Origin of the sequence: Sulfurimonas sp., assembly GCF_047622445.1 — a bacterium.
GTDB lineage: Bacteria > Campylobacterota > Campylobacteria > Campylobacterales > Sulfurimonadaceae > Sulfurimonas.
This window is the reverse complement of record NZ_JBLHOE010000076.1, coordinates 1-16452: the sequence shown is the minus strand read 5'-3', so window position 1 is coordinate 16452 and position 16452 is coordinate 1. Positions and strand designations below refer to the sequence as shown.

Here is a 16452-nt window from a genome sequence, read left to right as displayed (position 1 = left end):
TTAGCTATAAATTTTTTTACCTATGCTTTTAAAAAATAAGTATCTTATATTGAAAATTTCTTTGAAGCTTATCTATAACTTTATATATTTTTTAAGGAGATGAAAGTAAAACATGAAAGGTAATGAGATTGTAAATGCAAATTTCACAAGTGCATAGATTAGTATTCCATGTACTTGTGGTTAAGAGTTAGACGAGGACAAGAATATTAATGTTTTGTTCTTATATATTCAAATGCGAATAAACTTTTTCCTGAGTCAGAGTTATAATATTGACAATAAACTTTTTCTCCACCATTAGCAGCAAGTGGGCTTTTTATTGCCTTAAGACTGAACATTTTCTTTCCAGCTTTATTTAGTTTCTTTTTCCATGCACCGGCACGAGTACTATTACTACCTTTAGCACACTCTTTAACACCTTCTGAATTACCACAATGTAGCATCATCTCTTTTTTACTTAAAAAGCCTTCTCTTGGGTATTCATTTTCAAGTGCACCGGCATCTGGATTAGCAGATTTCATACATTGCATAGACCAATCATTAGAATTACCTAATGCTTTGAATTTTTTAGCATCAACTTCTAGATATACAGATTGACCTGGATTTAAAGATGGTAAAACACAACTATGAGATACTTTCCCTTTTTCTCTTTTTATAAAACCTGTACGTTTTTCTGTTTTAAAACCATTTTTAAAAGTATAAGTACCATCATAACCTAGCATGATATTTGTAAGCTTTAAATTTGTACAATCTGTTAATTCAATTAAACTAGAGTCAGGTGTGCCAAGTTTGATTGATGTTGCAGTCTTAGATCCAGAACTTGATGGGGGAACTCTTCGTTTTCCTAATTCAACTCGTGATGAATGAACACTAAGAGTATTATCTACTTTTTTTTCTGCACTGTTTGTAGTTGCATTTACTAAGTTTGATGCGATGCTATCAAACATACCTGCACTAAGAGTTGAGACTCCCAGAGCTATAGTTATTATGACCATTTTTTTCATATAATTTCCTTAATTATTTTTGTAATTATAAGAAGAAGATGTCATAACTACGTATGATTTATGTCATATTTATGTCATATTTTCTACTGAGCTTTAAAGTAGTATTTAAAAAGATTCATTCCTTCTTCATATGATACTTCATAAAAAATATTATATTTACTACAAATTGTTTTGACCATAAATAAACCTAAACCAAGACCACGCTGTGCATCATTATTCTCTTGATAGTTTTTTGTAAATATTTTTTTTGTCTCCTTGATAGCTTTAGCTTTTGACGCGAAACTTAAACAATAGACATTCCCTACTTGATAGAGTCTAATGTGGATCCTGCTATCTTTTTGGCTATGTTTGATTGCATTAGAGAGGTTATTATCAATTAAACGTTCTAACTCTATATCATTTATCTTTATATACACCTCTTCATCAAAAATATATGTAAGCGTACGATGTTGCACTTTAATCATAGAAGAGAAAAAATCAATACGCTGCTGAATAACTGTACCTATATTTACAATTGTACTTTGATAAATGACATGATTATTCGTCGATAAATATTCAAGATCATCATAAGATTTTTTCAACATATTGATAGCAGAATCAATCTGAGTTAGATAGTTATCAAACTTTTGGGATAATTTTCTTTCTAAAAATGAAAAATTATTCATAATAACAGAGAGTGGAGTACGCATATGCGCTGTCATTAAAATAATAAATTCTCTATTTTCTTGTAAAACGGATGCTTTAATTTCTTTTTCTTTTTCTAATGCAAGTTGTGAGATATGATATTTTTTTGTAAAAAAATAAATTATTATAAGAAAAAACAGATGAATAAGAATAAAAATATAAGAGTAAAAAGTAATTCTTTCATTTAACTCATTTTCATAATGCATATCGATATAAAGTTCTAGCACAAAATCTCCATTTATCTCAAGATATTCATTGTCTTTTTTAATGAGTGGAATATAGAATACAATTGCGTCATCTAAATATTTTTTTAATATTCTTTCTTCTCTGTTAGAACGTATAATTTTATTGTCAGTTCCTGTTTCTTTATGAAATTTTTTTAGAGATTTTATATACGCTTCTTTTGATAAGTGAGTTTTTTTTTCAAGAACATTATCATAATATTCTGTATTATTTAACATTTGTTCAATTCTATAAAGCTGACTTCTTTGATCTGTTATAATTTGAATATTTGTCATTGTCTCTTTAAGAATACTTTTTATATTGTAATTAATAAAACCCAGCTCTAAATAAAATGAATCATTAACTTTTGCATAAGAATAACTTTTAACGTCTGAATTAATCGTATCAATAGAAATTACGTTAGATTGATGTACCGCATTATCAAGTTCGGTATGATCCAATTCTTGTCGCGCATCTGGAATAGATGATAAATCTAAACCTATATCATTTAAATAAGTTGATTCTGTTACAAGGTAGTTTCTATCAATATAAAAAAGATGAAAATCAATATTTGGCATAAGATACTTTTTTTGAAGTTCTTGCTTAAGTACTTCTATATTGATTTTCCCACGTTTTCTTAATATACCTAACGCTTCTTGGTGTATATGAAGGAATATTTTTTCATTTGATTCAATCTCATTTTGGATTGTAATAAATGCATTTTTAATAAAACTTTTATTTATTTTAATACGTTTATCTAAATATGCAGATACTTTATTTTTTTGATCTTCCTTGTAACTCTCAAATAGAGTATAGGTGAAATAAAGTGATACAAAAGTAATGATTATATTTAGTAAAATAAGAAAATATTTATTTTTCATTATAAGAACATTCTATTGTCTGTATTTCTTCGTTTTAATGGTATATCCTTGTTTTACTTTTGTAGTAATAATATCCATAGGAAGTTTTTTCCTAATATCTGTTAAAAGCTGTCGTAAAGGATAAATTTCACGCACTTCCCCTTCCCAAACATAATCATAAATAATTTCTGTAGGAACAAGCTTATCTGCGTTTTGTAATAATATTTCTATTAATCGTTGTTCTTTAAATCGCAAGTCAATAACTTCATCTTTAAATACAAAAGACTTATTTTCCTCATCATAATAAAAATCTTCAAAAAAATATATTATTTTACTCTCATTATTAAAGAGTTTATTTACACGCACTTCCAGTTCTTTTATATGAAATGGCTTTTTGATATATTCACTACACCCAAAATCAAATGCATCTGTGAGATTTTGAATTTCTAAAGATGCAGTAATAATAATAATAGGAGTTTCAATATCTATTTTTCGTATAAACTTTACTATATCTAGACCATTATATGAAGGTAGATTAATATCAATAATATATAACGCAACTTTATGGGGAGTTGAAGATTCAATAAATTCTATGGCATTCATTCCATCATAAATACAAATTGTTTCAAAATCTTTCAAAGTAAAATACTCAGATAGAACTAAATTTAGTTGGATATCATCTTCAATTATTACTACATTTAAACTCATTTATTGCCTCTTTTTCTTTTAATCTTTTCAATCTATATTTTGAAAATGATATTCAAAAATATTAAAATTATTCTCTTTTTTAAAAACTATCTTTATATTATATTTTTTTGCTATTAAACTTACAACATAAAGTCCTAAATGTAAGCGTTCTTGATTTTTTTCTTTTGGTTTTTTTTGAAATAGCATTTTTTCATTTTCTATTTTCTGTCCACGATTATTAAAACTAATAATTGCACCTAAGGGACTTTTTTTTAATGTAATGTAAATATCTTCTTTAAGATGAGAGTATTTTATCGCATTAGTTATAGTATTATCAAAAATACGTTCTAGCTCAATGTCATTAATAGTAAAAAAAATATTATCATTTATATTGGTAATTAGGTTCATCTGATTAGCACTAGCTGCACTATCAAAATAACTAACTCTTTTTTTCAAAAAATCACTTAAGTTCATTCTTTTATTTTTGTACAGCAATGACTTATAAGAATTGATATAAGATAAATTTTCATAAGAATTTGATAAGGTTGTAATAGAAGCATTGATTTGCTGAGAATATTTATTTTTATCATTATTGAAATACTCTAAAAGTGAGAGGTTACTCATAATAACAGCTAAAGGTGTTCGGATTTGATGTACCATATTTGCAATAAAGTTTTTATTATATTTAACTAAATCTTGATTTTTTAAAATGGCCTTTTTAAGATTCTTCTCTAAATTATGATACGAGGTTGTAAAATAAAAAATCATTATAATCATTGCAATGTGCATTAAAATAAAATAGATAACATGCTTATAGGTTTTTTGGAAAAACACCTGCTCATAGGAAGTATCAGATTCTATTTCTAATACAATATCTGCAAAAAGAGCTAAAGTATTGTTGTCCTTTTTAAGTAAAGGTACATAGGTATAAAGAGTATTATCTTTTTTAATACTATGTTCTTTCCCTTCTTTTGCTGCTTTAATAAAAGCCAAATCCTTCAAAGATTTATTCTTAGTTTCATAAACCTGTTCGTAATATTTTGCTCGTGATGTAAATTTATGTTCTGACATCATCAAGTCCATTGCATAGTTAAAATTATTTCCACCTCTAATCACATAACGATAATCTAGTTTTGTATGCAGTGAGCGTACTAGATTGTTAAAAGCTTCTTTGTATTTTTTAGAGGACTTTAATACTATACTTATACCAAGGTATGAGGAATCTTTGATTTTCATAAAAGCATACTTTTTAATAGTTTCATCAAAAGAGTCAAAAAAGATTCCTCGAGATTGCTTTAAATCATATTTATAAGTAATCATATCAAGAGTATTTTTCTCATTCCTATTTATTGACATATCATAATCAATATCAAAAGGATTACTACTTTTAATAATTTTATAATCTTTATTTAATACAAAAATTTCAAGTGCAAGTTGCTGTTTACTTAAATCAAATTTTTTTGATAATGTTTCTTTTACATGCATCATGTTTGTATTAGTATCAATAGGTATTCGTTTAAGCTCATCTTCCATCATTAAAAAAAGAGGTTCAATTTTTTCAACTTCTTTTTTAACATACTCTAAATTGTTATTCATAAACTCTTTATTTATTGTAACAATTTGCTTTATCTGGTTTTCATATGTATGATTTTGGTTTAATTTATAAGAATCGTATATTAAAAACATAAATAGCAGTGTTAAATATACAATGAATATATGTAAGATTAATATTTTATATTTTAAACGCAATTTTTCCCTTTTCAAATCTAATAAGATAGTAGTATAATTGAAAGTGATTGTTATAAATATATTCTGAATGAAGTGTATTTGAAAGTGTATAATATAAAAGATGGTGTCAGAGGGGGGACTCGAACCCCCGACCCCCGGCTTATGAGACCAGTGCTCTAACCAGCTGAGCTACCCTGACATCTTTGTAAAAAATCTACATAACAAGTGGTGGGTCCTATGTGACTCGAACACATGACCACTCCGTTATGAGCGGAGGGCTCTAACCAACTGAGCTAAAGACCCACTCTTTGTAGGGCGCAATTATACTCATCTATAGCTTATGTTTTTCTGATGTTTGCAACTTTATTTGGTATTTATCATCCAAGATGAAAAAACATCTAAATAATCCCAAAAAGATTGAAGGGAAGTTGTTGTAATTCCATCTTTTTCAAGTGCTAAAATAAGTGGTTTATATAGTTCTAACCATGTTTGTCTAGCCTCTGCTGTAATTCTAAAAGGTGCATGTCTTCCAACCATTTGTGGTGCTCCACGATTTTGGTTAAAGTATGCTGGTCCTCCACAAATTTGTATAAAAAAATCACTTGAATGCTTTTTAGCTTCTTCAAACTCTTGTGCATCTAGTGGAAATAAAAAAGAAATTTTACTTACCTTTAGCTGATCGTAATGATCACTTACTAATTTTCTAATACCCTCTTCACTCATTTCTATTAAAAACTCAGGGATTGGCTTTGTAACAGGTACTCGTACCCCAAACATTACTTGTGTTATATCTAAATTCATCTATTTCCTTTTTAATTTTTAATTTTATACGCCACTGCATAAAGAAGCGGTACATATACTAAGTTAAGTACTGTTGCCCATGCTATGCCAAAGCCTAATGAAATAGCCATAGGTTGTAGTATAAGTGCCTGACCTGATGCAAAGAATATTAGTGTTGATAATCCCAGTACTGTTGTTAACGAGGTTAACAGGATAGGACGAAGTCTATGCTTAGCTCGAACTATTAAATCTTCTTTATTCTTTGTACCTGAGATAAAACTAACCATAATCAGTCCATCATTAACAACAACTCCAGCTAGTCCAACTGCACCTATCATCCCCGGCATAGTTAGGTTAATTCCCATAATAAAATGTCCAAGTAAAACGCCAAAGAAAACTAAAGGTATTGTACTTATAACTATCAAAGGTTTTTTTATGGAATCAAAAAGCCAAACTAAAGTTATAAAAATTAAAAATATCGAGATAACAGCAGACTCCATCATCTCTTTTTTATTTTTATTGTTCTCTTTTTCTTCACCTTTAATATCTACTTTGCATCCAGTATTTCTTAGCTCTTCTAATTTCGAGTTTAATTTTTTCATAACTTCACCAGAAGTTATCAATTTTTTCTCAATAGACGCAAACACTGAGCGAATTTTAACCCCATCTTCTTTATTTATTGCTACAAACCCTTGAACGAGTATAAAATCACAGATATCTTTAAGCGCTACAAATTGTCCCGATGATGGAACTTGAAGCTCGATGGAGTCAATAGAATTAATAGAGTCTTTCACTCCACTCTCTATCTTTATACGAACAAGTCCTGTATCGTTAAACATCTTTCCATATTCGCCCTTAAGATAGTACGAACGTAGTTCAGCAGATATTAACTCTTCATTAAATCCAAGTTCTTGTCCGTAAGCATTTACTCTTAGTTTTAATTCTTTTTCCCCTATTTCAGCATCATCAGCGATATCTTTTAAACCATCTATTTTTCCAAGTTCAGATTTAAGATCTTCGATAGACTTTAATGCCAGAGCTTCATCTTTTGAGCTTATGCTTATCTCTATATCATGAGCAACAATCCCTGTTCCTGGAACGGTTACAACTAACTCATCAAATAGCATACCATTTTCATCTTTTTCGTCTTTGAGAGGTTCAAGCCATTTCTCTATATCTTCGGCTATATCTTTAGCATCTATTTGTCTTATTCGAACATCTTTGTTATAGTCCAATGAAAGTGCTGGACTTATATATGTATCAAATATATTATTTGGTGCCCTCTCATGTAAATCTATAAAAATATGAAATAAATGATCTCCGACCTCAGCTTTTCTTTTTGCATCAAGTTTAAAACCAACAATTGATGTAACTGATGACATATCTTTCTTCTCAAGATTTTTTAGTAATATATTTTCAATGTTTGTAACAATTTGTTCTGTGTCTGTAAGCTTATTATTAATGTTAACTTTTCCATACACATATACTTGGGTATTGTCAAAATCAGGAAAAAGCTGGAACTTTGAGTTTTTTGCCATGACATACGTCGAGATAAGGATACTTCCAACTATAACGACAAGAGAAACCCATCGCTTTAAAAAAACAAAGTGTAAAACTTTGTCATGCGTATTTTTCATACTCTTCCATAGTCTTTTAGTAAAGCTTGCGTCATTTGATACTTTTAAGAATTCATAAGAATGTAATGGCAAAAAGTAAAAAGCTTCAAAAAGTGATGACAATAAAAGTACAGTAATCATAATAGGAATTATTTTTATAAACATCCCCATTTGACCAGTTAAGAGAAGCATCGGTAAAAAAGCAAACACTGTAGTAAGGGTAGCTGTTAAAACTGCTGGAAACATTTCACTAGCACCTACTATTGCCGCTTCACGCCGCTCCATTCCTTCTTCTAAGTGTCTATAGATATTTTCTGCAACCACAATGGCTTCGTCCACTAACATCCCTAGTGCTATAAGGGCACCAAGTAGGGAAAGCATATTTAAACTATTTCCCATTAATTCACTTGTAATGAGTCCAATCATAAAACTCATTGGTATACCAATAGCAACAACCATAGCTATACCACGATTAATAAAAATCAACATTGCAATAAATACAAGCATCAAACCAAAAATAATGTTTGAAAAAACAATATTAAGACGGTTTTTAATCCAAATAGATGTGTCCGTATAAATACTATATTCTAATTGTGGGTTGTTCTTCGTTTTTTCTTTAAGGAGGGAACGAATTTGCTTAACTAAAGCAATCGCATTTCCTTTTTTAGATTTTGTGATGTTCAAAGAAACATTTCTTTTACCATTATAGTGGGAGATTTCAGACTCATCACTTAGCTTAAATGAAACATCTGCGATATCTCCTATTTTTACTCGTGTATTTCCAACATTTATAATAGTACTTTCAATGGAGTCTTTATCTTTTTCACCATTAAATGTTGAAATATATAAATGAGAACCTTTTTCTTTAATGGTTCCAATTGGAAAAATAGAGCTTATATTTTTGAGTGCAGAGATTACTAAAGAGGGTTTTAATCCATAAGCCATAACTTTTTGCTCATTAAGATTTATGATTAACTCATCTTCCGCATCACCACGAATACTGATCTCAGCCAAATCTTTAAATTGAGAAAGTTCACTTTTTAACTCTTCAGCTTTTAGAAGAAGTTGTGACTTATCAACATCTCCGGAGAGCGCTATAAGAACAAGAGGAAAGACATGTGCTTTGATCTTTGCAACAGGATCATTCATATCAGCAGGTAAATCTTTTTTAACACTTAAAAGGACATCTTGAACATCATTTAATACTGAGATATTCTCTGAGCCAGCCTTAATGTCTATATTAATAGAAAAAGAACCATTCTTTACCGTTGATTTAATTTCTAAAAGCTCATCAATATTTTGTAGATCATCTTCAATGGTTTTAACAACCATTTTATCAAGAACATCAGCAGAAGTTCCAACATACCCACCACTTATACTGATTTTATCCATCTGATTAGGAGGAAAAACCTCTTTTGGAATATTAATATACGCAAAGATTGAAAGAATGAGTATAAAAATAAGAAGGATGTGATTGAGTAATGGTTTATCAATAGCGAACTCTAAAAAACGACGAATCATACTAGTACTGCACCTTTAAAATAATGTATCTAAAATTTGGTTTTTAAACTTAATCGATTCAACAGAAGCACTAATAAGTCTGTTCTCTTCTTTAAGTGTATCATACTCAGATTTTAGTTTAGCTATCTCTCTACTTTTAAAATAAATTTGTTGTTGAATATATATCTTAGGAAATGCGAAAATAGATACTAAAATAAGCACTAGGAGGATATAAAGAAAAAAAACAAAGTTGAGCATCTTTTTTGGATCAAGTACTTCACCAACTTCTTCTAAAAGATCCAACTTCTCACTCATTAGTTTTCCATTTTAAATGTTCTCATTTTTGCACTACGGCTTCGTACATTCTCTTTTAGCTCATCGTCTTGTGCCATAATTGGTTTTTTAGAAAGTATTTTTCCTAAAGAATTATTATTACCACATTCACATCGCATCGCATCTATTGGACACAAACAGGACTTTTTCCACTTAGAAAATGTTTGTTTTACAATCCTATCTTCAAGTGAATGAAAAGATATAATTGAGACAATAGCATTTGAAAAACGAGCCTCCTCTAAACTTTCTAAGAGTGATTTCAATTCGCCCAGTTCGTCATTTACCTCAATACGAATAGCCTGCATTAAGAGTGTTGCTGGGTGTATTTTCTTACCATGAGGCATATGAGATTTAAGTGTATCACTCAAATTCTTCGCAGAAGAAAATGGACGATTTTCAACAATCTCAGATGCTATCTTTTTGTAGTTTCGTAGTTCACCGTATTCTAAAAGAATGTGCTCAAGTTCACCTTGAGAATACTCATTTACAACTTCACTCGCAGTCAATTTTGAACCCTTATCCATTCTCATATCAAGATTTTCACTCTCATAGGAAAAGCCTCTGTCTTTTTGATCAAGTTGCAACGAAGAAACACCAATATCCGCTAAAACACCCTTAATATTTTTGACATCTACTTCACCTAAAATGTCTTTAATTATTTGAGAAAACCGACCCTTTCTAATCGTAACTCTTTTTCCAAATTTTACTAAACGCTCAGTTGAAAAATCTATAGCAGTTTGGTCTTGGTCAATGGCAATAAGTTTTATATTTGGGTTTGCTTCGAGTATCATAGACGAGTGTCCACCATACCCCATTGTGCAGTCTATTATAATTCCCTCTTCTATATTCTTAAAAGATTCTAAAACTTCTCTATAAAGTACAGGGGTATGAGGAATATTTTGCACGAGACACCTTTTCTAATTTATTACGTGAATTATACATAAAATTTATCATATAACGCCTAAAACTCTATCACTAGAGTTTTTCTTTTTAACATTTTCTAAATGTGTACACATTTTATATTAACTAAATTGATAATAGTGTATCATTATTAAAGATTACCCGTAAGGTTCAAAATGATTAGCGAATACTTTTATGAAATAATTACTCTTATAGTTATATTAACATTTATTGTTATATATTTTTTGATTAAAAAATTCAATCAAGAAAAAGAAAATGAGTTTGAAAACCCAAGCCCTAGAAAAACTAAAATTATTAAAGATCCATATGAAGATACAAACCCGCAAGAAAATGAAAAAAATACCTTTGAAGAAACATTTGATTTAGAGCAAGAAGATACTTTTAAATTTAAAGACGTTGAAGAAGGAAGCTTTGGAAATATTCAAACGAATCCATTTGAAGAAACCAACACCCCTTTACAAATACTTAATAAAGACTTAAGAAAGAAGGGTGAAGTACCTTCTCATGGAAAAATACTAAAAGAAAATTTTAAAGATTTCAAGGGAGTAAAACTTCTCGTTGCTGAAGATAATCTCATTAACCAAAAAGTAATAAATGGCTTACTTAGTACGAGTGGTATAGAAGTCACTATGGCAGATGATGGTCGCATTGCTTTAGATATTTTAGAGAAAAACAGTGATTTTGACATGATAATTATGGATGTACACATGCCAAGGATTGATGGGTTTGAAGCAACAAAAATAATCCGAGCAAACCCTAAATATGAACATATTGTCATTGTAGCACTCAGTGGCGATATAGCTACTGATGATATACGGAAAATGACTGATGCTGGAATGCAAGAACATCTTGAAAAGCCTTTGAGAATGGATAGTTTATATGATGTACTCTATGCTTATACACGCTCAAATAATTCTCAAAATAACAAAGAAATCACCCAAGTAATCATGACAAAAGAACTCAATGGAGACAAAGGTTTAGAAGTATGTGGAGGAGACGAGGTATTCTACAAAGATATACTTGCAGAATTTACACAAACCTATACAAATGCCTCAGATGAACTTTTAGAGCTACTCAAACACAATGATACAGAGCGTGCTGACGCACTCTTGCTGGACTTCATAGGTATAACAGCAAATATTGGAGCTGACAACATAAAAAAGATTGCACAAGAGTTAAAAGAAGCGATAAAGGATTTAGAAGAAAACAGTTACCTTAGTATTTTAGATGAATTTAATGTCCACCTTGAAATACTTTTAGAAGATATAGGTAGAGTAACTACCTAATCTGTCCAGTTCCATAAATTTTAAATTTATATGTGGTTAAACCTTCTATTCCCATTGGTCCCCGAGCATGAAGCTTGTTTGTACTTATTCCAACTTCTGCACCAAAACCAAAAGATCCACCATCGGTAAAGCGCGTAGATGCATTTACATATACACATGCCGCATCAATAGCATTTAAAAACTCTTCTGTTGTGGTAATATTTTCGGTAATAATAGCTTCTGAATGCCCTGAACCAAATCTTAAAATATGTTCTATCGCACCGCTAACTCCATCAACTACTTTAATATTTAAAATATTTGCTAAGTATTCAGTGTCATAATCTTCATCATATGCATGTGATGCTTCAATAATTGCTTGAGTTTCTAAACATCCTTTTAACTTTGTCTGGGCATCATCAAACTCTTTTTTTAGTTTAGGGAGTACATCAGAAGCAATAGCACGATCCACTAAAAGTGTCTCCATCGCATTACATACACCAGGACGCTGGCACTTTGCATTGATAGCAATGGCAATTGCATTGTCTATTTTTGCATCTTTATCTATATATGTATGGCATTGCCCTTTATCGTGTTTAACTACACTTACAGTCGCATTTTCACTTACATACTTAATAAGCCCTGCTCCACCACGAGGAATAATTAAATCAACATACTTATCCATCTTAATAAGTTTTGCAACACCTTCTCGTGAACTATCTGGAATCAAAGACACTAAAGATCTTGGTAAGTCATTTTTTTCTAAAACATTTTGAAGAACATTAGCAATTGCTTTATTTGAATTTTCTGCTTCTTTTCCACCTTTAAGTACACAAACATTTGAGCTTTTAAAACATAATGCTGCGGTATCAGATGTAACATTTGGGCGAGATTCATAAATAATCCCAATAACTCCAATAGGAATACTAACTTTTTCTATTTTTAAGTTATCTTCTGTTACCCAACCATCAAGGACTCGTCCAACTGGCTCTTTTAATGCAGATATCTCTTCAATTGCAACTGCCATAGAATCAACTCGTCCTTCATCTAGAAAAAGTCTATCCATCAAAGCCGAAGTAAGCTCATTTTTCTTCCCATCATCCATATCAACCGCATTAGCAACTAACAACTCTGAAGTATTCTCTCTCAAAGCTTGAGCCATCTCTTTTAAAATTCTATTTTTTTCTTTTCCACTTAGTGTATTTAAAATTCTACTAGCACTTTTTGCTTCTTCTAAAAATTGTTCCATAATTTGACCTTTATTTCAATATGTTATACTAACATAATAAAATTAACTTTAGCCGTCTTAGCGGCTTAAACAAAATTAAGGAATATCTATGAAAACAATCACATTTATCGGAAATGGCAATATGGCTCTTAGCATTGCAAAGGGTTTAAAAAGTATCTATAAGATAGAAGTGGTTGGAAGAAGTCTTGAAAAAATAGAACTATTTGAAAAGGCACTCGATACAAAAATCCAAAAAGTACTGATAGATGACTTTGACATGAGTGATAAAACTATTATGCTATGTGTTAAGCCTGCTAATGTTGAAGAAATAGCTACAAGGATTAAAGGTAAAGCAAAAGTTATTTATTCTGTTTTAGCTGGAACTTCTGTACAAAAATTAAAAGAAAATCTAAACCCTCATGCAGTTGTAAGAACAATGCCAAACCTCGCAGCAAGTGTAAACAAGTCAATGACTACCCTAACTGGCGATATAGAGTATAAAGAAGAGGCTGAGAAGCTTTTAGGTGCTATAGGCGCAACACGATGGCTAAGTAGTGAAAAAGAGATTAATATTGCAACAGCTCTTGCTGGAAGTGGTCCTGCTTATCTTGCACTAATTGCAGAGGCTTTAACTGATGGTGCCGTAAAACAAGGCCTTAAACGTGATGATGCCATGGCAATTATGCGTGGTCTTTTTGATGGTTTTGGCTCACTTATCCAAGAAATTCACCCCGCTTTACTAAAAGATGGCGTGATGAGTCCCGGGGGCACAACTGCTGCTGGTTATGCTGCCCTTGAAAATGGAAATGTAAGAAATTCCTGCATCAATGCTATAGAAGATGCATATAAAAAAGCTACTGAGCTTTAAGAAAGGTATTTCAGCATGATTAGACTAGGTGTGTTTTTTGATAAAGTAGATGAAAATGAAACCAATATCTTTAGTTTATACCAACAAAACCATAATAAACTCTTACACACTGGACAGATACTTTCCAATTTACAAGCAGAGATTTTACACCAAATAATTTTAGAAACAAGGATTATTCTCAATAATGTGGAAAAAGACAAGCTTAAAATTGATATATATGGATGTAAGGATGGGCATGATAATGCGATGAAGTTTATGAAATATATCAGGGAATGTTACCCTGATTCAAACCTTCTTGGGCACAGAAAAATCACAGATTAAATTTATAAAAACTTTAAAATTTCTTTTTCTATATCCTCTTTTTCTATAATACTATCATGCACTACTTTCTTTGAAAATAAGCCCTTAATCATAGTAGGGATTTCAACCTTTGCTTCTTTCGCGATTGATTCTAAAGCTACACTGTCTTGCGCATTTACTTCACCTGTTAACGCATTTGCAATAACTGGCGAGAACTTTGTCCATTCTGCAGTTGAGTAGATAATACTTTTAATTACTGGGTTAGATTTTGTCTCATATGTCTTAAAACACGTTGCAGTATGAGGATCCATAAGATAACCTTCATTTTTAAACGTGCTTTGAATATATAATTTTCCTTCAGCATCACTACAATAATCTGCTACAAATATCTCTTGTAGTTTTAGAAGCTCTGTATCTGTTAATGTATAAATATTATTTTCATCCAAATCTTGCATCAATTCTTTTGTTCGCTGAGAACCATAAAGACTATAAAGAACTCTTTCAACATTTGAAGATTTAAGTATATCCATAGCAGGTGATGTAGTAAGCTTTAAGTCACTTTCTCGAATATCATAAATACCAGTTTGAATTAAGCGTGTTAGGATGTTGTTTTCATTTGATGAGATAACTAGTTTTTCAACTGGAACTCCCATTTCCTGTGCATAAAAGGCACCAAGAACATTACCAAAATTTCCACTAGGAACATTCAAGTATACTTTTTCACCCATTTGTGTAGCACCTTGTCTTACTAATTCTAGATAATTATGAATATGATAAATAATTTGGAAAATTATTCTTCCAAAGTTTACAGAGTTAGCAGCAGATAAAGATATGTGTTTATTCTCTAAAGTTTCTTTAAAACTCTTTGATACTAGAAGATTTTTCAAAGCTGCTTGTGCATCATCAAAATTACCTCTAATTCCTATAACCTTTAAATTAGGTGCATCTTCTGTAACCATTTGAAGTCTTTGTACATCAGAAGTTCCATTTGCTGGATACATACATACTACTTGAATATTTTTTTGATTTTTAAATGTCTCTAATGCAGCTGGACCAGTATCTCCACTTGTCGCTGCTAAGATAAGATAATTTTCTTCTCTTTGTTGTGCAACTGATGATAAAATTTTTCCAAAAGGTTGTAAAGCCATATCTTTAAATGCACGTGTTGGACCATGATAAAGTTCACTTACATAAAGATTCTCTTTTACCTTTACAACCGGCACTGGATTTGTGGTATCATCAAAGTTATCATAAAGATCAAGTGCTTCTTGTATTACGCTATCTTCTATATCTATTTCAAAATTTGCTAACAAATCTTGAGCGAGTTCTTTGTATGAAGAGTCAAGATGTTTGTTTAAAAATGTAGTCCCAAGTTTAGGGAGTGATTGAGGCACATATAGTCCACCAAATGAAGCAATTGGGCTAAGTATTGCTTCTGAAAAAGTAACTGACTGAGGTTTGCCTGACTCACATCCACGTGTTTGAATAAAATTCATGTAATTCTCTTTAATTTTTATGAAATTATATCCAAAGTTTTATGATATTTTTTTAGCGGCTAGTGTTTTGCAAGTGTTTTATAAAGGATAGGAAAATAAAGAAAAGAATTATTGCACCAGTTATCTCATACCCAATTGCCCAAACAATAAAAACAGAGCTCAAGTCTAAAAGTGCAAAATTCGTATATGCAGCTTTAGCTACATAAAAAAATAAAAAAGTAATACCTACGACATAAGGAATCAATATAAAGTAAAGGGCATATACGATACCCTCATAACCACTTGGTACGATTAAGTATCTTGAAAAATCAATTTTCCTAGAACTAAAATTTCTTTCTTTTACAGGATTATTACTTCTTTTTTTTTCATTTGACCTAAGCATTTTATTGTAATAAATACTATTGTGTTGATTGTTATTAGATTCAGACATAGCACTATTATAGCTAAATATAATTTAAAAAATATTTAGCTTATATAGTTTTTTATTGTTATTTAAAAAGTCTTATTGGATTAATATGATATGATTTTTGCGTTACTTCAAATATAAGTTCTTCATTTACACGTCCAATAGAGTAGCCTTTTTTAATTTTCTTACCCTTTTTAATGTTTGGTGAAATCTGTGATAAATTTGCATATATCGTATGTAGCCCACCCTTATGTTCTACAATGACAATATTATCTAGTACAGCCGTTTTATCTGCATAAATAACTTTACCATTAAAAACAGTTTTAACTTTTGCGTTTGGCTTTTTAGATTTCAATGAAATTGATTCATTGAATATTTTAATCCCATATATGGGATCAGTATATGTACCATATTTTTTAGATATCGTATATGAATCTAAAGGAGCAATTGTTTTAGGACCTTTATATTTTTTTGTCTTAATAGCTTGATAAGAACTAGCATGTCTTTTTACATTTGGCAAATTTTCCTCTTCAATAATCTCTTTTTTATTAGCAAATGCC

The 16452-nt window shown here is 30.4% G+C and carries 15 protein-coding genes and 2 tRNA genes; 3 read left to right on the top strand and 14 right to left on the bottom strand.

The annotated features are described in order from the left end of the window. Positions 1-206 precede the first annotated feature (206 nt). The 10 genes from ACI9TV_RS13995 to rsmH all read right to left on the bottom strand — a co-directional run bounded on the left by ACI9TV_RS13995 (position 207) and on the right by rsmH (position 10316). Positions 207-1001 (bottom strand): hypothetical protein, encoded by a 795-nt coding sequence (locus ACI9TV_RS13995; RefSeq protein ID WP_415251437.1) that lies wholly within the window; start codon positions 999-1001, stop codon positions 207-209. An 83-nt stretch (positions 1002-1084) separates the two neighbouring features. Further along, on the bottom strand, positions 1085-2788 hold the full coding sequence (locus ACI9TV_RS13990) for a sensor histidine kinase (protein WP_415251436.1): 1704 nt from the start codon (positions 2786-2788) through the stop codon (positions 1085-1087). A gap of 12 nt (positions 2789-2800) precedes the next feature. Then, positions 2801-3475 (bottom strand): response regulator transcription factor, encoded by a 675-nt coding sequence (locus ACI9TV_RS13985; protein WP_415251435.1) that lies wholly within the window; start codon positions 3473-3475, stop codon positions 2801-2803. Between the two features lie 27 nt (positions 3476-3502). Next, positions 3503-5050: a sensor histidine kinase gene (locus ACI9TV_RS13980; protein WP_415251434.1), complete on the bottom strand. Its 1548-nt coding sequence runs from the start codon at positions 5048-5050 to the stop codon at positions 3503-3505. A gap of 254 nt (positions 5051-5304) precedes the next feature. Further along, positions 5305-5381: transfer RNA gene (locus ACI9TV_RS13975), tRNA-Met, on the bottom strand. Positions 5382-5408: 27 nt separating this feature from the next. After that, positions 5409-5485 (bottom strand) — tRNA-Ile (locus ACI9TV_RS13970). Positions 5486-5545: 60 nt separating this feature from the next. Beyond that, positions 5546-5983, bottom strand: coding sequence for a globin (locus ACI9TV_RS13965; RefSeq protein ID WP_415251433.1), 438 nt, complete (start codon positions 5981-5983; stop codon positions 5546-5548). A gap of 11 nt (positions 5984-5994) precedes the next feature. Continuing rightward, a complete protein-coding gene (locus ACI9TV_RS13960) occupies positions 5995-9099 on the bottom strand; it encodes an efflux RND transporter permease subunit (RefSeq protein WP_415251432.1) in 3105 nt (1034 codons plus the stop codon). A gap of 15 nt (positions 9100-9114) precedes the next feature. Further along, positions 9115-9393, bottom strand: a complete 279-nt coding sequence (locus tag ACI9TV_RS13955) for a hypothetical protein (RefSeq protein WP_415251431.1) — start codon at positions 9391-9393, stop codon at positions 9115-9117. Continuing rightward, entirely contained in the window at positions 9393-10316 is a 924-nt protein-coding gene (gene rsmH, locus ACI9TV_RS13950) for a 16S rRNA (cytosine(1402)-N(4))-methyltransferase RsmH (protein ID WP_415251430.1), read from the bottom strand. The genes ACI9TV_RS13955 and rsmH overlap by 1 nt, the downstream gene beginning before the upstream one ends. A gap of 171 nt (positions 10317-10487) precedes the next feature. On the opposite strand from rsmH, the gene ACI9TV_RS13945 reads away from it, so the two are divergent. Then, a complete protein-coding gene (locus tag ACI9TV_RS13945) occupies positions 10488-11618 on the top strand; it encodes a response regulator (protein ID WP_415251429.1) in 1131 nt (376 codons plus the stop codon). Here the strand turns inward: ACI9TV_RS13945 and ACI9TV_RS13940 are convergent. Then, on the bottom strand, positions 11611-12843 hold the full coding sequence (locus tag ACI9TV_RS13940) for a glutamate-5-semialdehyde dehydrogenase (protein WP_415251428.1): 1233 nt from the start codon (positions 12841-12843) through the stop codon (positions 11611-11613). The two genes, ACI9TV_RS13945 and ACI9TV_RS13940, sit on opposite strands and share 8 nt — an antisense overlap. Positions 12844-12931: 88 nt before the next feature. Between ACI9TV_RS13940 and ACI9TV_RS13935 the strand changes: the two genes are divergently transcribed. Both ACI9TV_RS13935 and ACI9TV_RS13930 read left to right on the top strand, forming a co-directional pair. Next, a complete protein-coding gene (locus ACI9TV_RS13935) occupies positions 12932-13690 on the top strand; it encodes a pyrroline-5-carboxylate reductase (RefSeq protein ID WP_415251427.1) in 759 nt (252 codons plus the stop codon). A gap of 15 nt (positions 13691-13705) precedes the next feature. Continuing rightward, the gene (locus tag ACI9TV_RS13930) at positions 13706-14011 is read left to right on the top strand and encodes a hypothetical protein (RefSeq protein WP_415251426.1); all 306 of its coding nucleotides are present in this window, start codon (positions 13706-13708) and stop codon (positions 14009-14011) included. Positions 14012-14013: 2 nt separating this feature from the next. On the opposite strand, the gene thrC is transcribed toward ACI9TV_RS13930, so the two are convergent. From thrC to ACI9TV_RS13915, 3 genes are all read right to left on the bottom strand, one after another. Then, a complete protein-coding gene (gene thrC / locus ACI9TV_RS13925) occupies positions 14014-15486 on the bottom strand; it encodes a threonine synthase (protein ID WP_415251425.1) in 1473 nt (490 codons plus the stop codon). 52 nt (positions 15487-15538) lie between these two features. Next, the gene (locus tag ACI9TV_RS13920) at positions 15539-15916 is read right to left on the bottom strand and encodes a hypothetical protein (RefSeq protein WP_415251424.1); all 378 of its coding nucleotides are present in this window, start codon (positions 15914-15916) and stop codon (positions 15539-15541) included. 58 nt (positions 15917-15974) lie between these two features. Continuing rightward, on the bottom strand, positions 15975-16452 hold a 478-nt coding region (locus tag ACI9TV_RS13915; RefSeq protein WP_415251423.1), incomplete at its 5' end, for a peptidoglycan DD-metalloendopeptidase family protein.

What these genes read in the sequence shown, in the direction of transcription:
- ACI9TV_RS13955 (WP_415251431.1), bottom strand. Translation starts at nt 9,393, where the DNA reads ATGAGTGAGAAGTTGGATCTTTTAGAAGAAGTTGGTGAAGTACTTGAT.
- ACI9TV_RS13990 (WP_415251436.1), bottom strand. Translation starts at nt 2,788, where the DNA reads ATGAAAAATAAATATTTTCTTATTTTACTAAATATAATCATTACTTTT.
- ACI9TV_RS13920 (WP_415251424.1), bottom strand. Translation starts at nt 15,916, where the DNA reads ATGTCTGAATCTAATAACAATCAACACAATAGTATTTATTACAATAAA.
- ACI9TV_RS13985 (WP_415251435.1), bottom strand. Translation starts at nt 3,475, where the DNA reads ATGAGTTTAAATGTAGTAATAATTGAAGATGATATCCAACTAAATTTA.
- ACI9TV_RS13945 (WP_415251429.1), top strand. Translation starts at nt 10,488, where the DNA reads ATGATTAGCGAATACTTTTATGAAATAATTACTCTTATAGTTATATTA.
- ACI9TV_RS13980 (WP_415251434.1), bottom strand. Translation starts at nt 5,050, where the DNA reads ATGAATAACAATTTAGAGTATGTTAAAAAAGAAGTTGAAAAAATTGAA.
- thrC (WP_415251425.1), bottom strand. Translation starts at nt 15,486, where the DNA reads ATGAATTTTATTCAAACACGTGGATGTGAGTCAGGCAAACCTCAGTCA.
- ACI9TV_RS13940 (WP_415251428.1), bottom strand. Translation starts at nt 12,843, where the DNA reads ATGGAACAATTTTTAGAAGAAGCAAAAAGTGCTAGTAGAATTTTAAAT.
- ACI9TV_RS13930 (WP_415251426.1), top strand. Translation starts at nt 13,706, where the DNA reads ATGATTAGACTAGGTGTGTTTTTTGATAAAGTAGATGAAAATGAAACC.
- ACI9TV_RS13960 (WP_415251432.1), bottom strand. Translation starts at nt 9,099, where the DNA reads ATGATTCGTCGTTTTTTAGAGTTCGCTATTGATAAACCATTACTCAAT.
- ACI9TV_RS13965 (WP_415251433.1), bottom strand. Translation starts at nt 5,983, where the DNA reads ATGAATTTAGATATAACACAAGTAATGTTTGGGGTACGAGTACCTGTT.
- ACI9TV_RS13995 (WP_415251437.1), bottom strand. Translation starts at nt 1,001, where the DNA reads ATGAAAAAAATGGTCATAATAACTATAGCTCTGGGAGTCTCAACTCTT.
- ACI9TV_RS13935 (WP_415251427.1), top strand. Translation starts at nt 12,932, where the DNA reads ATGAAAACAATCACATTTATCGGAAATGGCAATATGGCTCTTAGCATT.